The sequence below is a fragment of the Acidobacteriota bacterium genome (assembly GCA_029861955.1).
Lineage (GTDB): Bacteria > Acidobacteriota > Polarisedimenticolia > Polarisedimenticolales > Polarisedimenticolaceae > JAOTYK01.
In genome coordinates, this window is record JAOTYK010000024.1 from 36425 (window position 1) to 56464 (window position 20040).

Annotated in this window: 12 protein-coding genes; 9 read left to right on the forward strand and 3 right to left on the reverse strand. The window is 61.7% G+C overall.

Annotated features, from left to right (window positions below):
• Positions 1-837: an MBL fold metallo-hydrolase gene (locus OES25_12455; GenBank protein ID MDH3628447.1), complete on the reverse strand. Its 837-nt coding sequence runs from the start codon at positions 835-837 to the stop codon at positions 1-3.
• Positions 838-909: 72 nt separating this feature from the next.
• Between OES25_12455 and OES25_12460 the strand changes: the two genes are divergently transcribed.
• From OES25_12460 to OES25_12480, 5 genes are all read left to right on the forward strand, one after another.
• Entirely contained in the window at positions 910-4305 is a 3396-nt protein-coding gene (locus OES25_12460) for a FecR domain-containing protein (protein MDH3628448.1), read from the forward strand.
• Positions 4302-6296: an adenylate/guanylate cyclase domain-containing protein gene (locus OES25_12465; protein MDH3628449.1), complete on the forward strand. Its 1995-nt coding sequence runs from the start codon at positions 4302-4304 to the stop codon at positions 6294-6296. Before OES25_12460 ends, OES25_12465 begins: the two co-directional genes overlap by 4 nt.
• Positions 6297-6370: 74 nt before the next feature.
• Entirely contained in the window at positions 6371-7651 is a 1281-nt protein-coding gene (locus OES25_12470) for a protein kinase (protein ID MDH3628450.1), read from the forward strand.
• A complete protein-coding gene (locus OES25_12475) occupies positions 7648-7854 on the forward strand; it encodes a YheU family protein (protein MDH3628451.1) in 207 nt (68 codons plus the stop codon). The genes OES25_12470 and OES25_12475 overlap by 4 nt, the downstream gene beginning before the upstream one ends.
• A gap of 12 nt (positions 7855-7866) precedes the next feature.
• Positions 7867-10563 (forward strand): protein kinase, encoded by a 2697-nt coding sequence (locus tag OES25_12480; protein MDH3628452.1) that lies wholly within the window; start codon positions 7867-7869, stop codon positions 10561-10563.
• On the opposite strand, the gene OES25_12485 is transcribed toward OES25_12480, so the two are convergent.
• The gene (locus OES25_12485) at positions 10544-12133 is read right to left on the reverse strand and encodes an OmpA family protein (GenBank protein ID MDH3628453.1); all 1590 of its coding nucleotides are present in this window, start codon (positions 12131-12133) and stop codon (positions 10544-10546) included. The genes OES25_12480 and OES25_12485 overlap by 20 nt on opposite strands.
• Positions 12134-12278: 145 nt before the next feature.
• Here OES25_12485 and OES25_12490 point away from each other — a divergent pair, with 145 nt between their 5' ends.
• From OES25_12490 to aceA, 3 genes are all read left to right on the forward strand, one after another.
• On the forward strand, positions 12279-13151 hold the full coding sequence (locus OES25_12490) for a hypothetical protein (GenBank protein MDH3628454.1): 873 nt from the start codon (positions 12279-12281) through the stop codon (positions 13149-13151).
• Between the two features lie 29 nt (positions 13152-13180).
• Positions 13181-13861, forward strand: a complete 681-nt coding sequence (locus OES25_12495) for an MnmC family methyltransferase (GenBank protein ID MDH3628455.1) — start codon at positions 13181-13183, stop codon at positions 13859-13861.
• 441 nt (positions 13862-14302) lie between these two features.
• Positions 14303-16576: an isocitrate lyase ICL2 gene (aceA, locus tag OES25_12500; protein ID MDH3628456.1), complete on the forward strand. Its 2274-nt coding sequence runs from the start codon at positions 14303-14305 to the stop codon at positions 16574-16576.
• A gap of 2 nt (positions 16577-16578) precedes the next feature.
• Here aceA and OES25_12505 read toward each other — a convergent pair whose 3' ends face one another.
• On the reverse strand, positions 16579-19293 hold the full coding sequence (locus tag OES25_12505; GenBank protein MDH3628457.1) for a protein kinase: 2715 nt from the start codon (positions 19291-19293) through the stop codon (positions 16579-16581).
• 77 nt (positions 19294-19370) lie between these two features.
• Between OES25_12505 and OES25_12510 the strand changes: the two genes are divergently transcribed.
• Positions 19371-19823 carry a DoxX family membrane protein gene (locus OES25_12510; GenBank protein MDH3628458.1) on the forward strand — a complete coding sequence of 151 codons (453 nt, stop codon included), beginning with the start codon at positions 19371-19373 and terminating at the stop codon, positions 19821-19823.
• Positions 19824-20040: the final 217 nt, after the last annotated feature.

Consider the following 20040-nt stretch of genomic DNA (forward strand, 5'->3'; position numbering starts at 1 on the left):
CTACAGCGGTAGTTCGAGACCTTCCCGGGCCACGATCGTATTCGGGAACTCTTCTTGCGCGACCCGCAGCACGGCGTCGAGGTCTTCGTCGGTGTGGTCCGGATGATGGTGGAACAGCACCAGCGAACCGATCTGAGCCACCAGAGCCGTCTGTACGGCGGCGTACCACGTGCTGTGACCCCAGCCGCGACGAAGCTCCTCGTATTCGGTGGGCTGGTACGTTGCGTCGTAGATCAGGTAGTCCGCGCCTCGTGCGAATTCAATCAACGCTTTGTCGGTCGCCTCGACCCCGTGCTCATGATCGGTGGCGTAGACGATCTGACGCCCGTCACATTCGATGCGGAACGCCATGCAGCCGTCGGGGTGGTTGAGCGGCAGACTCCGAACGGTGAGGTCGCCGATCTTGATGGGCGACTCTCCGACGGCACGGTAGGAGATATTCGAGGGTGTATCGGACAGCGTCACCGGGAAGTACGGAGGGCTGACGAGCGACTCGAGAATCTCTTTGACCGAGCGCCCGCAACTGTCCATCCCGTAGATCGAGAACGTGCTGTTGGCGTTGTAGAGCGGCGGGAAGAGGGGCAGGCCTTCGATGTGATCGAAATGGTAGTGCGAGAGGAAGATATGAAAGCGTCGCGCGCGATCGGCGGGTTCCGCGGCCAACACGTTTCCGAGGCCCCGCAGCCCCGAGCCACAGTCGAGGATGAGATAGTCGTTCTCACCAAGCTGCACGGCCAGACACGCCGTATTTCCGCCGTAGGCCAGCCGGTCGGCGGACGGGGTAGGGACCGTGCCACGAGCTCCCCAGCACTTGAGTTTATATCTAGCCGACGCCATGCAGACCTCATTTATTAATCGAGATCGGATTCTAGCAGCTATGATGCAGTCGATGTGTAGGGGGGCCGCGAGATGCAGCGCAAGAATCGTCCGGTAGGTGTCATTTTCCTGATCGGCCTAGGGGTGGTGCTCGCGTCCCCGGTCCTCGGCGCCGATGACCCATGCGGCAAACTGGCTTCGGTCCAGAACGACGTCACGACCCTCTCTAGCGAGGACGAGCAGTGGCATCCGTCGGTGATCAACGAGAACCTCTTTGCCAGCGATCGAGTGAAAACCGGTGAAGGCAGCCGAGCGGCGATCCTCTACTCCGATCAAACGCTGCATCGTGTCAACGAGAAGAGCGAGGTCGAGATCCGTGCCCCGCAGGACGGTCAACCGGGTGCACTTCGCGTGCTATCGGGTCAGCATTACTTTTCCAGTCGCAAGCCGAAAGACTACGGAAGGATTGAGACTCCGACCGTAACGGCTGCGATCCGCGGTACCGAGTTTGTTGTCGACGTCGGACTCGACGGAACCACCACGATCACGATGGTCGAGGGTGTTGTTGATGCGTCCAATGACTTTGGCTCGCTTCGTGTTTCGGCGGGGGAGTCTGCATTCGTCAAGCCGGGCAGCGCTCCGGTCCGGCGTGTCGTGGTGCGACCGCGCGACGCCGTTACCTGGTCGCTCTACTACCCACGTGTCGTCGGTCGCGCGGACGCCGCGCGTCTTCAGTCCATGGGTGCCGAGGGTCAGGGACTGCTGCAGGCGGCAGACCTTTTGGCCTCCGGGCAGGTCTCTCGCGCCTCGTCGATAATCGCCGAGGCGAGAGAGCGAAACCCCAACAATCCGGTGGCTCTGGCGTTAGCCTCGGTGATCGAGGTCGTGGCCGATCGGAAGGACGAGGCTCGTCGCCTCGCCCGGAAGGCCTACGAGGCCGACGACGAATCTGCCGCGGCAGCGATGGCGATGTCGTTCTCGTATCAGTCCGATTTCGACATCGAGAGCGCCCGCGAGCTTGCAGAGACCGCGGTGCGACTGGATCCGGATAGTGCAGAGGCACGTGCCCGTCTGGCGGAGCTGCGGATGGCGGAGGGCGATACCCGCGGGGCACGGGAGGCTGCAGAGAAAGCGGTTCGTCGTGACGCCGATTCGTCGCGGGCGTTGGCGGTGCTTGGATTCGTGGAGTTGGCGGAATTTCAGACGGCCCGGGCGGTCGAGACGTTTCGACGTGCCGTGGCCTCCGATCCCGGTTTCCCGCTGGCGCGCCTGGGACTGGGCATCGCGTTGCTACGCAGCGATCTGGCCGCCGGTCGCGAGGAACTGCAGACCGCCGTCATCCTCGACCCCGACAACTCGCTGCTTCGTTCCTATTTGTCGAAGGCGTACTTCGAGGAGCGGCGCGAGGGCGCTGCGTCGAAGGAGTTGGAGATCGCGAAACAGCTGGACCCCTCGGACCCGACGCCGCATCTCTACGACGCCATCCTCAAACGGACCTATAACCGACCCGTCGAGGCTCTAGGCGAGTTGCAGCAGTCGATCAAGCTGAACGATCAGCGGGCCGTCTATCGCTCGCGACTGTTGCTCGATGAGGATTTGGCCGTTCGCTCGGTGGACCTGGCGGGGATCTACAACGAGCTGGGATTTGATCAACTGGGCATGGTGACCGCTCGCGATAGTGCCGATCAGGACCAGTCGAACTTCTCGTCCCATCTCTTCCTGGCGGGAACCTACCGCAATCTTCCCGGCTTCGCTCCGGCTTTCCTCAGTGAGACATTGCAGGCGAGGATCTACCAGCCCTCCAACGTGAACGCCGTCAGGCCGGACGTCGTCAACGAGAGCGTGTCATTCAATGAGTACACGTCGTTGTTCAATCGTCCGCGAACTCGAGGCTTTGCCGGTCTCCGCTATGGGTCGACCGACAGCGATCTCAGTGAGTACTTCGATCCGGGCGATGTTTGCCTGGATCCGATGGGCAACGTCGGCTCTTGCCTGGACCTGCTCGAAGTGAAAGACAGCAGTTCGAGCGGTGCAGACCTCACGCTAAGTTTCAATCGCGATCGGTTCGCCGCCGCGGTCTCGTACCAGACGTTCGAGGACGACGGCTTCCGAACCAATAACGATACCGACAACGACTCCGTGCGGGCGTTCATGGTCTTTGCGTTGACGCCTCGCGACCAGTTCCAGGTCAATGTCATCGATGGCACCCGCAAGACCGGTGATCTGCCGCTTCGTGGCTTTCCGGCGCTCATCGGGCTGGAGCGCATCGAGACGGACCTGACGAACATCGGCCTCGGCTATCACCGCAAGATCTCGCCGGCCTCCGATCTGGCCGTCTCCGCCATCATTAGCGAGGTCAAGCAGGATTTCGCGATCCCGATCTTCATGCAGGCCAGCTCCGCAGAGATCGATGGTGCTCAGCTGGAAGCGCAGTACGTCCTCAGAACCAGGAATGTCAGCTGGACCGCAGGTGCCGGCCATTACACCGGTGACCAGACGGTCCGCAGCGCGACATTCGGTCTCCCGCCTGCGATGGCCAGCGGCGACGACGAGTTCTCGAACCTCTATGGCTATGCCAAGATTCGCGGGATGGGTCCTCTGGAGTTGACGGCCGGGCTGTCCTATGAGGATGCCTACGTCCCACTGGGACTCCTGCCACCGAGGGACTCCAACCTGCAGATCTCCGATCTGGTCCTCGAAGACTCCGAGGTCAGCCCGAAGTTTGGGCTGTCGGTTCGGGCCTCCGCCTCGACCGTCTTCAGGGCGACCGCCTACAGCCGTTTGACTCCCGCCATCGGTCGGCTGCAAACACTCGAGCCGACCCAGGTTGTCGGCTTTAACCAGTTCTTCGACGACCCCGCCGGCACGTCGTCCTGGAACTACGGAGTGGGTGTCGATCAGGAGTTCGGCAAGCGGGTCTTCGGCGGACTCTCGCTGCTTCGACGCGATCTGGACATCCCGGAGCCCTACTGTTCGGCGCCGGATCCATTCGCAGGCTGTGCGTTTCAGTCGGCCACGGAGATCGTCGGAAGGAACAGCGACGACTGGCTGGGTAACCTCTACGTCAACGCGACGGTTGGCAATCGTCTGGCCCTGAGCCTTGAATATGCGTACGAGGAGCGGGACTTCGATTTCACCCAGTTGAGCAACAACAGCCTCTTCGAGGACTTCGTTCGCACCCAACGACTGCGACCTCAGGTGCGTTTCTTCCTGCCGATGGGTTTCTTTACCGCCGTTCGCGGAACGATGTTCGATCAGCGTGTCGACCAATTTGACGATCTGTCCAATGCCGCCCGGTCGCCGATCGAGGAGGATTTCTGGACCGCCGACCTGGATATCGGCTATCGATTGCCCGGTCGTTGGGGATCCGTGGTCCTCAGTGTGATGAATGTGACGGATCAGGAGTTCGATTACTTCCGTAGTTCACTCGAGCAGGACATCGTTCCCGCCCGAACGGCGCTCCTGACGGTGAACTTCACCTCGCCGTGACGGATTCACGCACCCGCACGGCCGTGGTGTTGGCGGTCGCCGTCGGCCTTGTTGGTGTGGTCCTGAGTCACTGGCCGTTGATGGCGAGTCTCGAGAAACGTTACGGCCACGACTTCCTGTTCAAGCTTCGTGGCGCTCGGCCCGCTCCAACGGGGGTCGTTGTCGTTGCGATCGATGACGCCTCGTTTATCGAGCGCGGTGTCGACCCCCTGGCGCCGTGGCCTCGGGAGCTCCACGCCGAGCTGGTCCGAATACTGAAAGATCGGGGAGCTCGGTCCGTCGCCTTCGATGTGCTGTTTGAAACGCCGGGTGATCCCGCAAGCGACGTTCAGTTCGAGCTGGCGCTGTTTGACGCGAACAACGTCGTTCTGGGGTCGACGATCGATCGAACAGAGGATCCACGTTTCCGACAAGCACGACTGATCGAACCGTATCGACCGTTCGCCGAGAGTGCGGCGGCAGTTGGCGAAGTTTCCATGCCACAGGACGGCGACGGCGTCATTCGAGAGAGTTGGCTGTACACCGGAGACCGTCCGAGCCTGGCGTTGGCCGCTTACGAGGTTGCGACAGGCGATCTCTCATTCCGCGGGGATCGTGGCAGCCGTCTGATCGACTACTACGGGCCGCCGCGAACGATCAACACCGTGTCGCTCTATCAGGCCCTCGACCCGGACCAGTACCTGCCCGATGGCTTCTTTCAGGATCGAGTCGTGTTTGTGGGCCTTTCACAGGTCGCCGCGACGCAGATCGGCGAAAGTAAGGACTCGTTCCCGACGCCGTTCAGCGGGGGGGTGGTGGGGTTCACCTACGGTGTCGAGGTGCACGCGACGATTGCCGCCAACCTCCTCGAGGGAAGACACCTCGATCGACCGACGATCGGGTGGATCGTAGCCTGGTCGTTCGGTCTAGCCCTGCTGGCGGCGTTTCTGTTCATCTTCCTGCGCCCCCTCACGGCCGCCGTGGCGTTGTTCGCGCTCATCGGGTGTGTGTGGGTCGTCGGCTACGGCGCGCTGACCTTCTGGGGTCGATCGATCGCGGTCATCCTGCCGGCGCTGATCCAGGCACCGATCTCCTACGGCGCCAGTACGCTCTGGTACTACCTGACCACGGTTCGTCAACGCGAGAAGATACGCCGGGCATTCGCCCTTTACCTTTCGCCGGAGATGAGTCGACGTATTTCCGAAGAGTCCGAGTCTCTTAGCCTGGGCGGCGAGGAGGTCGTTGGTACCGCCCTGTTCACCGACGTTCAGGGGTTCACGTCGATCGCAGAGGACATGACGGCCACCGAGACCGCCAAGATGCTCAACGAGTATTTCTCCGCGATCACGACGAAACTGTTCGAGACGGGTGGCACGCTCATCAAATATATTGGCGATGCGGTATTCGCCATCTGGGGCGCCCCCGTCCGGATGGAGGATCACGCACCGCGGGCATGTCGCGCAGCCCTTGCGATGGCGGCGCAGCAGGAGTCGACGGGGGATTCGCCGGCGTCGCGTCTCGTGACACGCATCGGGGTGCATTGCGGCCCGATGTTGGTGGGAAACCTGGGTTCTTCACAGCGGTTCGATTACACCGCCATCGGCGACACGATCAACCTGGCGGCTCGCCTCGAATCGCTGAACAAGACCACCGGCACTCGCGTCCTTGTCAGCGGAGAGGCGATCGCAGCCGCAGGAGACGAGTTCATCTCTCGGTTTCTCGGCCGGGTTCGAGTGGTTGGCCGTGCGGATCCTGTCGAGTTGTATGAACTGCTGGGATCGCATGAGACTCCAGGCAGCATCGACGCCGACACGCTTTCCATCTTCGGCGACGCCGTCACCCAATTCACGTCTCGCAGGTTCCGTGAGGCGGTTGCCGGATTCGAGGAGACCTGTCGTCGACGAGGTGGCACCGACGGGCCGTCGGAGTGGTACCTGAGCACGATTGCCGGTTTCGAGTCCGATCCGCCGCCACAGGGCTGGGACGGAGTCATCCAGCTCGCCAAAAAGTGAATCTCGTCTGCCCCGGCCAGAACGGCTAGAATCGTGGCGACGCCACCCAGGCTGTAATCTCGACGGGAACAACAATGCACGGACCGGGGAACGAACACCAGCGCACACTGGCCGATTGCGAGCCGTTCAGCGGACTGCCGGACGACTTGCTCGAGCGACTGATGGACCGCATGGACGAGACGACGTTCGCCGAGGGCGAGAAGCTGATTCATCAGGATATTCCGGCCAGCTCCCTGCAGTTGATCCTCGAGGGACGGGCGGCGGTCGTCGTCGCCGCCGGGATGGAGGCTCCCACCGAGGTCGCGGAGGTCTCGGTCGGGGACGTAATCGGCGAGATGGCGTTGATCTCCGGCGAGCCCACCAGCGCCGATGTCGTCGCGCGGACGCCGATGCGGGTGCTGGAGCTCGCCGCCGACGATTTTCACGATCTGGCCCGGCGTCATCCGGAGATCGCCGTCGTCTTGACTCGGTTGATCTCCGAGCGCCTGGGACGCTCGGACGCCGACGCGCTTGGCGGCAAGCATATTCACGGGTATCGCATCGTCCGGTGTATCGGTCGTGGCGGCATGGCGATGGTCTACGAGGCCATCCGCGATTCGGATGGCAAGCGATTCGCGTTGAAGATGATGAGTCACAAGCTGGCATACGACACGACGGCGTTATCCCGTTTTCGTGAGGAAACCAAGATCGTTTCCGGCCTGGATCACGAGAACCTGGCAAAGCGGATCGAAGGATTCTCGGCCTACGGTACGCAGTTTATCGTCGTCGAATATTGCGAGGGACCCGGACTCGAGCGGGTCACCGGGCGTCGTGTTCCGATCGCCGAGAACCTGGTGCGGCCCATTACCGGCCAGCTGGCCAACGCCCTGGAGTACATCCACGGGAAGGGCGTCTTGCACCGTGATGTGAAGCCCAGCAACACGATGCTGACCCCCGAGGGCGGAATCAAACTGATCGACTTCGGTGTTGCGCGACCGATCGAACACGGCGGTGACCGGACGAAAACACTCGAGACATCGGTCGTCGGAACACCGTTCTACATGGCGCCCGAGCAGCTCGAGGAGACCCTCGGCATCGACGAGAAGGTCGACAATTACGCGCTGGCCTGCATGACCTACGAGCTTCTCGCGGGAAACCGGTTGATCAAGAAGGGCACCACCATCGGAATGTGGCAGCAGAAGCAGTCCCTGGAACTACCGCCGCCCCACAAGATCGGGCACGGCATCAGCGAAGAGATGCACTCGTTCCTTCGTCGAAACCTCAATGCAGATCCAACCCGACGTCCCGATTCCGTCGCCGCGCAGGCGGCGTGGCGTGCGCCCATCGACGTCGACGCGCTTCCGCTTGTTCGATGATCATCCCGCATCGCCAGCTGAGCGGCCACGCACTGGCCGGTGTCATCGAAGAGTACGTCTCCCGGGACGGAACCGAGTTGGGGGATGTGGACGACAAGGCGGAAGAGGTCGTCCGGAGACTGGACGCCGGAGACCTGATCCTGGTCTATGATCCCGAGTCTGAGGGGTGCAACATCATCTTGCCCGAGCAACTGCCGAAGTAGGAGAGCCCTGACATGGCACTAGAGATCGGCCAGCGCCTCGGAGCCTACGAGATTCTCGGTTCCCTCGGAGCCGGGGGGATGGGCGAGGTCTACCGAGCCCGCGATGGCCGGTTGGATCGCGACGTCGCGATCAAGGTGTTGCCCGAGGCCTTTCGCACCAATCCGGAGGCGCGGGCGCGCTTCGAACGGGAGGCCAAGGCCGTGGCGGCCATGTCGCACCCGAACATCATGGGAATTCACGATTTCGGCGAAGACGACGGCGTCGTGTACGCGGTCATCGAACTGCTAGACGGGGAGACACTGCGCGACGCGCTCGCGGCCGGCCCGCTGCCGTCACGAAAGGCCGTCGACTACGCACGCATGGCCGCTCGCGGGCTGGGTGCCGCCCACGACAACGAGATCGTCCATCGAGATCTCAAGCCGGAGAATCTCTTCCTGACTCGCGGCGGCAGTCTCAAGATCCTGGACTTTGGTCTGGCCCGCAGCACCGCCGATGCCCCGGCGTCACTACCGGAGAACACACCGACCTTTACCCACCTGACCGGCGCCGGAGCCGTGCTCGGAACCGTCAACTACATGTCACCGGAGCAGGCCCGTGGGGAGCCGGTCGGTTCGTCGTCGGACATCTTTTCGTTGGGTACGGTGCTGTACGAGATGCTCCGTGGGAAGCGACCGTTCGAAGAGGACACGGTGCCGGAGACGATGACCGCGATCCTGCGTGAAGACCCGCCGCCGTTTCCCGACGGGGAGACGGTTACGCCTCTGGCGGTTCAGCGAATTGTCCAGCGTTGTCTCGAGAAGCAGCCCGAACAGAGATTCCATTCGGCCCACGATCTGGCGTTTGCGCTCGAGACGTCGTCGGGGAGTACGATGGAAACGCAGGCACTCGTTACGGAGCCGCGGAGGGCCCGAAGGTCGCTACCGATGTGGCTGATCCCCGTCATTCTGGTCCTAGGTCTCCTCGTCGGTGCGTGGCTGAAAGGAACGTCAGCGCCCTCAGGTCTTCCGAGTCCGGTCAAGATCGAGCAACTGACATTTACCGGGACCGGGGCCCACCCCGCCGCATCGCGGGATGGTAGGACGATCGCGTTCACCGCCCGACGTGCGGGTTCAAGCGGGCTCTGGATCAAGCAGCTACAGGGTGGACGCGAAGCACGGCTAACCGACGGCAACGATTCGTTCGTACGGTTCTCACCGGACGGAACCAGTATTCTCTTCAGTCGCCTGACGGCTGACGGGCCGTCAATCTTTCGCATACCGGCAGTCGGCGGTGATCCACGCAAGATGATCGACCTGGCGAGCGAGGCCGACTGGTCGCCGGACAGCAAATCCATCGTCTTCGTGCGAAACAGCGGAGGCTCGGATGAGATCGGAATCTGCAACGCGGACGGTGCGGACGAACGGATACTGGCAACGTTCGACGGGTTGGCACTGGGTTCGCCTAGATGGTCCCCAGATGGCAGGCATATCGCTGTTGTCTCATCCTCCCAGAACAACGTCACACCGCTGAACATAAACTTGGTGGATGTCAAGACCGGAGAAGTGACCAGCCTTCCTCCCGAACGACCCAGTTTGACTGGCCTGGCCTGGTCTGGAGACGGGGAGCATCTGGTGTTTGGCTGGAGCGACGATCTCCTGGCAGGGTCGAGCACAACGGCCGTGAAAATGTCGAGTTTGAATGTGACAACGGGCGAGACGGTCGATCTGTTCTGGGCCAACCGCTTACTTCTGAATCAGTTCGGGTCGCGCTTGGACATCGTCGACGACGGTCGGATAGTGTTCGGTACGATCGGAAATCGACAGGGACTGACCCAGTTGCCGCTGCAGCCTGGTATCGAACTCCCATCGCTAACGTTGACCGACGGCAACAGTGTCGATCGCCAACCGGTTTACTCGCCCGATGGAACGAAGATCCTCTTCTCCTCCAACCGGGGGGGCAACCTCGATCTGTGGATTTTCGATGCCGCCTCTGAATCGTTGACCCAGTTGACCGACGATACGGCCAACGACTGGGACCCGGCGTTCATGCCCGATGGATCCAGGATCATCTGGAGTTCCGATCGCAGTGGCAACCTTGAGATCTGGATCGCCAGCCTCGATGGAGGTGGTGCGCGGCAGGTGACCCGGGACGGTGTCGACGCCGAAAACCCGACGGCATCTTCCGACGGAGAGTGGATCATTTATTCCACGTCGAACCCGAAACATGTCGGACTCTGGAAAATTCGCCAGGACGGCTCGGATGCCACGAGGCTGCTTGCGAAGTCGATCTACACGCCACAGATCTCGCCCGATGGCCGCTACGTGCTCTTTCCCTCACAAATGGATTCGACCTCGACCCATCTCTATGTCCTCGAGATCGAGACGCTCGAGGTGACTCAGTTGACGGAGGGTCTAGAGACCGGCGTCTCGCGCACGATGGTCAGCGTGGGAAGACCCCGTTGGTTGGACGGTGGTCGCTCATTCGTCTATGTCGCTAGATCGGGGCCCGTGTATGGGCTGATCACCCAGGAGTTCGACGAAGGTCGGGATACAACATCGACCAGCCGGTTGCTGTTGCCGCTCACCACGGATTTCAGTATCGAGTCGTTCGGCATCTCCCCCGACAGCCGACGGGTGACGATCTCCCGTTTCTATTCGCGCGGCGAAGTTCAAATGGCCGAGGGCGTTCCCTACGTGAAGCGGCCGCGGTTCACGACCCAGACGAACTGATCACGATCTCGACCCGACGGTTCTTGCTTCGACCCGCCGCCGTGTCGTTGTCGGCGACCGGTTGTTGCATGCCGAAGCCGACGGCCTGTAACCGATCGGCCTCCAGCCCCTGACTTCGAAGCAACGACAGGACTGAATTGGCGCGGCGTTGGGATAGGTCGAGGTTGTACTCCGCACCACCCGTCGAGTCGGTGTGGCCTTCCACCTCGACCTTCTGCTCCGGCATGATCAAGAGGATGCCTGCCAGTTTAGACAGCACGAGCTGGGCATCGACCTTGAGCGTCGCCTCGTTGACGTCGAAGAGGATGTCCGGGAGGTTGACGACGTAGCCTCGCGCCGAGTCCGTCGTGTCCGCCACGTGGGAAAGGGCGCTCTCCAGACGACCCGCCAGCTGGTTCTTTTCCATCTGGACGCGGGCAAACGTGGATTCCAGTTCGGCTTTTTCTCGTTCGATACGGGCCTTCTCGTCACGAAGGCGCAGGGACTCCTGCTCGAACGCCGTGCGTTCCCGTTCGAGGCGAGAGGACTCGGTCTGCAACGTGAGCGTCTCCTGTCGTAGCGCGCTCATGCTGCTTTCAAGCGTCGCCTTCTCGGTGCGCAGCGCGGTCGTCTCCGTCGCCATTCGCTCGCGTTCCAGGCGTACCTGCTCGGCTTCCAGTCGAGCCGTATCGGCCGCTTGCTTGGCCAGTTGCGCAAGTTCCTGCGCCTGGATCGTCGACTGTTCGGCCTCCGCCGCCCGTTGCTCCAGCGCAGCGGTTTCCGCTCGACGCTCGGCGATCTGTCGCTCGATCTCGAGCGCTTCGACGCGACGGGCGGAGATGTTGAGCGCCTGGTTGCTAAGCGCCACGGCCCGTCGGGCGGAGTCCAGGAGCTCTCGGCTCTTCGGAGCGCTCTGGGCGATCTTGTTGGCCTCGTCCATGGCGACGCCGGCCTCGGCGTGGATGTCGCCGGCGTGAATTCCAGCTTCCATGCGTGTCGCGAGTTCAAACGCCTTACGCGCCTGGAGCAATTCAAGGGGTACCCGGGAGTCCCAGCGGATGCCTTCGATGTTGTCCATCCCGTGCCGTGGTGCAGGCTCGAGTTTGTCAAACGTAAACGGCGTGACCACGTGGGGTTCACCCGTCGGCTTCAGGCTGCGAAACACGACGAGTTGCGACGGTCGATTCACCAGATAGTAGGACTCGGCGGTGACCAATAGGCCAAAACTCTTCTGCCCGGTCTTGAAGCTCAGCCGACCACTCATCTTGCGGGTCAGAAGCTCGCCGAGATTCTCGGTGGTGCCGTCGCGGGTGATGGCCCAGACCACGTAACAGGTGACGTCGCCGCCATAGAGGATGGCCGGTTTCATCGCGGAGTAGGTCAGGTCGATGCTGGCCTGCCCCTTGCGATAGTTCACATCCGCCGACAGACGCGCCTGGGGCGCACCGGGGATGGCTGCAATGGGGAGCGACACCGTCAGACGCTCGGGAAAGCTGACGCTGTGGAGGTCGACGGAGTTCTCTAGAGCGAAGCTCGGGCTTATCGCCAGAACCGGCAGAACGATCAGTGTTTTCAGCAGTTTCCGTAGCATTGGGTGACCCTCCGATGTCGGCTTGAACATAGGGTCGGGTCCGGGCAAATTCCAGTTTCGGGCCCCGAGGAGTGGAATCTTTGCCGGTCACTCCTCGTATTTCTTTTTGAGGGCGATGGGGGATCCCCGCGAGAGGAGGTCGGCGGTGGGCGATGGCGGTCTAAGAAAATGGTGGATCGGTGGTTGTCTGGGACTGCTGTTGCTGGCCGTGCTGGTCGTTGTGATCCTTGCGGGGCTGACCTGGCACTCCGTTGGTGACGCCGACCCCCAGGAATCCGTGCGCGTCCAGGATCCCGTCACCGTCGTTCCCGGTGCGCCGTTCAAGGTCACGCTCGAGTTGGACACCTGCGAGCTCTACCTCGAGCCGGCAGCACCCGGCGAGCCGCTGAGTATCGAGGCCCGCTACGACGCCAACGACTATCGAATTGAGGAGATCGTCGAGAATGGAATCCCGGGATCCTACCGTCTGCGATTTCTGGTCACCTCTTCAAGACTGATCACGGCGATCAAGCAGGGAATCCACGGTGGGCAGCCCCAGTTGCGGATTCGAATCCCGGTGGACACACCTCTCGAATTGAGCTTGCTGCAGAGAAACGGTGGGGCCGTCGTCGACTTGAGTCGTTTGCATCTCCTGGCAGCCGACTTCGACATCGAGGGGGCCTACCTGAAGCTCGACGCCAACACACCGCTTGAGGGGCGGCTCGAGCGACTCACGATCCGTGGTGGCACCGGAGCCATCCTCATCGACAATCTGAATCGAATGAACCCATCAATTATCGATGCCGAGTTCCGGATGGGAGAGGTCCACCTGGATTTTCGCGGCGAGTGGGAATCGGACAGCAAGATCGATTTGTCGTTGTCTCTCGTCGATGGGGTGCTGCGCCTACCGAGAGACGCGAGCATTGAAGGACTCGACACGTTCGTCGGAACTCGTGAAGGAATTTCTGAAATACCTCAACCGACTTTGTCGTTCTCGGTCAAAACCGGGCGACGAACGGACCTGAAGGTCTTCGAGTAGGAGTACAATCATCGTGGTAACCATACCCGATGAAACGCCCCGAACTACTCGCTGAAACCACCACACCCGACGGCATGCGGATGACGCTGTCGCTGCACACCGGGAACTATTACATCGATGTGGATGGCCAGGGGCTGATGTCGACTCGTGCGCCGGGTTCCGAGCGCGCGATGGCCGAGATGGCCGCGGAAGAGCTCAAGGGCTGCGATCGACCGCGGGTCCTGATCGGTGGGTTGGGGCTGGGGTTCACCCTGGCGGCGGCTCTCGATACGTTCCCCGCCGCGTCGACGATCGTCGTCGTCGAGTACTTCGAGACGATCGTCGACTGGAACCGCAAGTTCGGCTTCCAGTCGTCGACCGATCTTCTGGCCGATTCACGCGTCATGGTGGCTGTGACCGATGTGGTCGATTACCTGCGTGAGGTCCAGCAACCCTTCGACGCGATCTTGCTGGATGTCGATAACGGGCCCGACGCGTGGACTCTGGCCTCCAACGATCGGCTTTACAACCGTCCGGGCCTGCAGCAGATCCAACGAGCGCTCACGCCGGGGGGCGTCCTGGCGGTATGGTCAGCGGAGGCGTCGCCGGTCTTCGAGAGTCGATTGGCGGCCGTCGGCTTCGACGCGCGAAGCGAGCCCGCCCGCTCCAACGGAAAGAAGGGTGAGCGTCACACGATATTTCTTGGTCTCAGGGGCAGGCCTGACGGCTGACCCTGTTGGCGGCGTCGCCGTGCGGTGACGGGTTCCGAGCCACCCTAGCAGCACGTAGGCGATCCCGGCCAACGAAAGGATGATCCCGTACTCCGTCAGGAGGGCCGTCCCATCGACCCCACCGGTCCCGAACTCCCTCGTGAAGGGCCAGCCTCGCTCCGTGAATGCGTGGTAGCGACAGAGGTCGCCGTCATTCTGTCGGACCGGCGGGACCAGCGAGCTATGGAAGAGTCCCAGTCCGGTGGCCAGCAGCACGATTCGTTGCCATCGCGACACTTCCGATCTCCGTTCTCAGGCTTCCTCGGAACCGGTCGAATTATATCGCCTCAGGATCCACTGGCGAACCGCAGAGACGGGTCATAAGTTCTCCCCAGGCGGTAAAATAGACTCTGGAACAGGTCTTCATTATTAACGCCGACTCCGGCGGCAGGTCAGGGAAAAATGATGGATAGATATCAGGGGCAGGTCGCCGAAGCCGACGAGTGGTTCGCACGTTCCCGATTTGACGAGATCGAACGGCTCTTTTCTCCACAGCAGGTCGCGGCCCAGCAGGGCACGATTCTGAATGACTACTCGGTCGCGCGTGTCGCGGCGGAGCAGTTCTACGACCGCCTTCGCGAGCTGTTTGAAGACAAAAAGTCCGTCACGACGTTCGGGCCCTATTCGCCCGGTCAGGCCGTGACGATGAAACGTCTCGGCATCGAGGGGATCTACCTCGGTGGTTGGGCGACGTCCGCTAAGGGTTCGATTACGGAGGATCCCGGTGCCGACCTGGCCAGCTATCCTCTCAGTCAGGTTCCGGATGAGGCTGCGCCCATCGTGCGTGCCCTGTTGACCGCCGATCGCAATCAGCATTTCGCCCGCACGCGGATGAGCCCGTCGCAGAAGCTATCGACGCCCGTGGCCGACTTCCGACCGTTCATCATCGCGGACGCGGACACCGGGCACGGAGGCGATGCGCATGTTCGCAACCTGATTCGACGTTTCGTCGAGGTCGGTGTCCCCGGTTATCACATCGAGGATCAGAAGCCCGGCGTCAAGAAGTGTGGCCATCAAGGCGGCAAGGTTCTGGTGTCCGTCGATGAACAGATCAAGCGTTTGAACGCGACTCGTTTCCAGCTGGACGTCATGGGTGTGGCCGGCATCATCGTCGCACGCACCGACGCAGAGTCTGCAACGCTGCTGGAGAACCGTGCCGACGAACGGGACCAGCCGTTCATCCTGGGTGCCACCAACGTCAACGTGCCGACCTATCGCACGGCCTATCTTGCAATTCACAAGCGGTTCTTCGAGCAGGGTGTCGACGAGATTCGTGGACACCTTCTTGCCGGAACCTCGGATCTGGAGTTTGATGCGGCGTTTGCCTGGCTGGAACACGCCGGCGTCCTTGGAGTCATCGACGAGGCGGCCAAGAAGTTCAAGGCCAAGGGCGGTCGTGCCGAGGCGTTGCTTGACGATGTCGCCAATCGATTCCTCGAATGTTGGCAGGCCGCGGCGGGTCTCAAGACCTATGGCGAAGCCGTCGCCGACGCCATGGAGTTCCATCTCGAAGAGGGTGAGCAGCTCGAGATGAAGGTCGACGAGTGGCGAGCCTTCGCGTCTCGTGCGTCGTTCTTCGAAGCCCGCGAGAAGGCCCGTTCGATGGGTCTAGACATCATCTGGAACTGCGAGCTGCCGAAGACTCCCGAGGGTTATTACCAGATCCAGGGCGGGATCGACTATTCGATCGTCAAGAGCCTGGCCGCGGCACCGTTCTCGGATGTGCTCTGGATGGAGACCAAGACCGCCGATCTCGAGGACGCGCGTCGCTTCGCCAAGGCGATCCATGCGGTGTACCCGAAACAGATGTTGGCCTACAACCTGTCTCCTTCGTTCAACTGGGACACGACGGGAATGAACGACGAGGAGATGCAAAAATTCCCCGAAGAGCTGGGAAAGCTGGGCTTCGTCTTCAACTTCATCACCTATGGCGGGCATCAGATCGATGGCATGGCGGCCGAGGAATTCGCCCGCGCCTTGAAGGAAGACGGGATGTTGGCCCTGGCCCGTCTGCAGAGAAAGCTCCGTCTTGTCGAGTCGCCTTACCGCACGCCTCAGACCCTGGTCGGTGGGCCGCGGATCGACGGTGCGCTGATGGCCTCGTCGGGTCGAACGGCGACCACCAAGTCGATGGGCAAGGGATCGACCCAGTTCCAGCATCTGGTGCAGACCGAGGTGCCCCACGGACTGCTGGAGGAATGGCTGGCGATCTGGACCGATCACTACGATCTGGCGTCACCCCTACGTGTGGAGTTACGACCGCATACGGCCGGCTCCGAGTTACTGGAATTGCGGGTTCTCAGCCCCAGTGATGAGAAGGTGGCCAACGTCGTCTTCGCTCCCATCCTCGATCGTCGCGGTCGGAGTTTCCTCTCCATCCGCGATCAGAACACCTTCGACAAGGGGTTGCGCAAGAAACGGCTGATGTCTCTGGTACACCTGTTCTTGATCCACCGCTACAAGGCGCTTACGGTGCACTACGTCAGCCCGACGGAGGACAACCAATACCAGACCCAGAAGATGCAGACCCACGGTCTGTTCACCAAGGTCGACGACGAGGTCGGTCACATCATCGCCGCGAAGGTCAATGAGGATCGAGTCGCCGAACTGCTGGCGGCGGATCGTGAGGAATTGGGCAAACTGATCCGCAAGGAGACGTCGGTCTCGGCGGGGTAGCTCTAGCGACCGGACGGAACGATGCGCTCGACCTCGTCGAGCCAGTTCACCAGGATCGTGATCTTGTCCTGGAGGGCGGCGTCCTGCAGTGACTTCGGGACCAGGATCGCTTTGCCGTCCAGTGAGACGCCATAGCCCGATGTGAATCGTGAACGATCGAGATCGTTGAAGATCTGGCGCGGGGCTCCGACGCCGAAGGCCGTTGCGTTCTCACCGGGTTGAACGTCGACAACGTAGAGGTTTCGTCCCGCTCTGAAGTACAGCTTGCGTCCGTCCGGTGCCCAGCGCGGCAGAATTCCCGGACCGTTCGATACCTGCCATTGTCCGCCGCCACCGGAGGCGGAGCGGACGAAAACCTCGTAATCGCCGCCCTCGTCGGTGGTGTAGGCGAGCCAACGCCCGTCAGGAGAGAATCGCGCAAGATCCTCATCGCCGGGTCCCGCGATGAAGGGTTCCGGTTCGGCGGTCGGGTCGTTCGCCGACATTATGTAGAGGTCGCTCTTACTGGATCCGTGATAGCTGAAGAGGTATCGGCTGCCATCGAGCGAAACGTCTTCGGGCCCGACGGTAACGCCGTCAACCCTCCAGAGAATCGTCTCATCTCCACTGCCGTCAGCGGCCTTCATCGCCACCATGCCAAGACCATCCCGGACCAGGGCGTAAATCACCGCTTGGCTGTCGGCTGTGAAGTGCGGGTCCGTACAGTCACCGTCGAACGTAATTCGGGTGCGTGTCTTCTTCTCGATGTCGAACACCCATATGTCAAACGCATGGGTTCCGCTGATGGACACCGCGATCTTCTCTCCGTCCGGCGAAAGGTCGACGCCGACCACCGAGTCGACCGGAAAGCCGGGAACCGGCACAGACCCTCCATCGAAGTACTTCCAGAGCAGTTCCTTGTCGTTATCCTCCGGCTGTCCCATCAAGTAGGCCAGCATTCCGTTGTTCGAAATCGAAGCGAAGACGACGCCGGAGTTTCGAAGACCCTGGACGCCTGACTGTACCGGAAGCGGAGAACCGGTCGTCTCGAGCTTGTCGATGTCGAAGGGGATCGCCCAGAGGGCGCCATCGCGACCGAAGATCAGGTGACCACTTGCCGCGTAGCGGGCGAAGCTGGCGTTCTGGAAGACGGTCTTCCGTTTGCCGGTCTCGAGATTCACGGCATCGATCTGAGCATCGTCGTAGAATTCGGGACTGTCTGTGGTCGCGACCGTGAACAACACAATCGGGTGGCCAGGGACGATCTGCGGCCAGCGATGGGTGCGTTCCAGCTTGTCCGCATCCAGTTCGGTCAACGGTGCCGGCGTGCCGCCGGATCCCGGGACCTGCCAGAGTCCGGTGTCGAAGTGCTTCGGGAAGATGATCCGGTCGTCATAGCCCCACGAGGCGCCTCGCGAGGATCCGACTAAGTCACAGATCGCAACCGGTGGACCACCGCTGACCTGCATCTTCCTGAGCTGTCCGTCGGCGAAGAACGCTATCCAATTGCCATCCGGAGAGAAGATCGGGTTCTCACCGTTCTCCGTACCGGCCAGCTTTCGTACTCCCTCGGTGTCCAGGCTTCTTATGTAGAGGGCGCTCTGTCCGCCGTCGTCGAGCCCCGAGAAGACGACGAATCGACCGTCCGGGGAGAGTTCAACGTTTGATTCCTGTTCGTCCTCAATTCGCAAAGAGTCCGGCATGTTGATCGTCAGGCGCAGGAGGGCGTCATCGTCGGGCGGAGTAGATCCGACCCGAATCCAACCCACGATGGCCAACGCGATCGCGCCGACGGCGATCAGCCAGGGGAGGTAACGGCGTGATGGCGCGGCCACCGGCGTCGACGTCTCCTCTACGGGCTCCGGTACTTGCGCCTCTTCGAGTTCCAGGCGTGCGTCCGCGGCATCGCTCCAGCGTTTGCGGGCGTCTTTCTCGAGGCAGCGGCGAAGCAGACGACGGACACCGGCCGGCGTCTCCTTCGGCAGCAATGACCAGTCCGGCGACTCCTTGAGCACGGCCGCGAGCGTATCGGAGATTGTTTCGCCGCCGAACGCCCGTTGGCCGGTCAGCAACTCATAGAGTAAGCAGCCGAAGGCCCACATATCGGCGCGGCGATCGACCGCGCGACCGCGAGCCTGCTCCGGACTCATGTAAGAGGCGGTCCCCAGGATCGCTCCGGCCACGGTGCCGGCCGACGTGATGGTCGGAGACATGGCAGGGGAGGTTCCCGACGAAGACACGGGTTCGACTCCGACCGCCTTGGCCAGGCCGAAGTCGAGGACTTTGACCTCCGTCGCTACGGTCAACTTCACATTCGCAGGCTTCAGGTCGCGATGGACGATGCCGTTGGCGTGGGCCGCCTCCAGGGCACGAGTGATCTCGATGGCGATCTCGATGGCGCGCTCGTATGAAACGCCCATCGTGACCAACTGAGACAGGTCATCGCCTTCTACCAGTTCCATCACGAGCAGTCGCGCACTCTGTCCGTCGATGGACGCCTCATGCAATCCATGGATCGTGGCAATGTGCGGATGGTTGAGCGATGCCAGCAGACGGGCCTCGCGTTCGAAGCGCGCCAGCCTCTCACCGTCGTCGGCCACCACACCAGGAAGCATCTTGATGGCGACATCCCGCCCCAGTTCCGTATCGGTGGCACGCCAGACGACGCCCATCCCGCCTTCGCCGATCTTTTCGACGATGCGATAATGCAGCAGGCTCTGTCCTGGTTCGAGTTGCATGGGCAGGTTCCTACCTGGGTTCGGGTCGTCGTTCGCGCCGCAGGAGTATAACCGCTACCGGAAGGCTGTTGAAGCATATGGCACCACTGGTCGTTCTAATCCTCACGTTTGCCTTCTCTCTATTGGCCCTGCGTGTTCGCGATGATCGATGGAGCGTTCGTCCCGCAGGTCGACTGGCCATCGCGGTGATGTTCGTCTTCACGGGCATGAGTCACTTTTTCATGGCCGAGAGAATGATCGCCATGGTTCCACCGGCCTTCCCACGACCGGAACTGTGGGTCGTCGGCACCGGAATCGCCGAGATCTTCGGTGGTGTCGCACTGTTGATTCCCGGACTCTCCAGAGTTGCCGCCGGTTGCCTGATCGTCCTGCTGCTCGGCGTCTTCCCGGCGAACGTCTATTCCGCGCTGGAAACGGATCCGGGTTATCTGTGGTTTCGCGTCCCGCTTCAGCTGTTGTTTCTATGCTGGACGGTCTACTTCGGATGGTTCAAGGGAAGCGACCGGCGGCGCCAACGTTCTTGGTTATGACCTCGCAGGGGACTACGTCGACAATAGGGTCGAAGAGACACTCACCAGCGACGTTCTGGATCTCTCGTCTTCGCTGAATGGCGAGAACAACTGTGGATCCGGATCGTTGGGAGCGGGGCGTTCCGGGCAGGCTTGCGTGCCGTAGGGGGACCGATTCCTGTTAGGCTCCGAGGATGCGAGTTCTCTTCCTTCTGAGCGACTACGTGCTCCACAACTC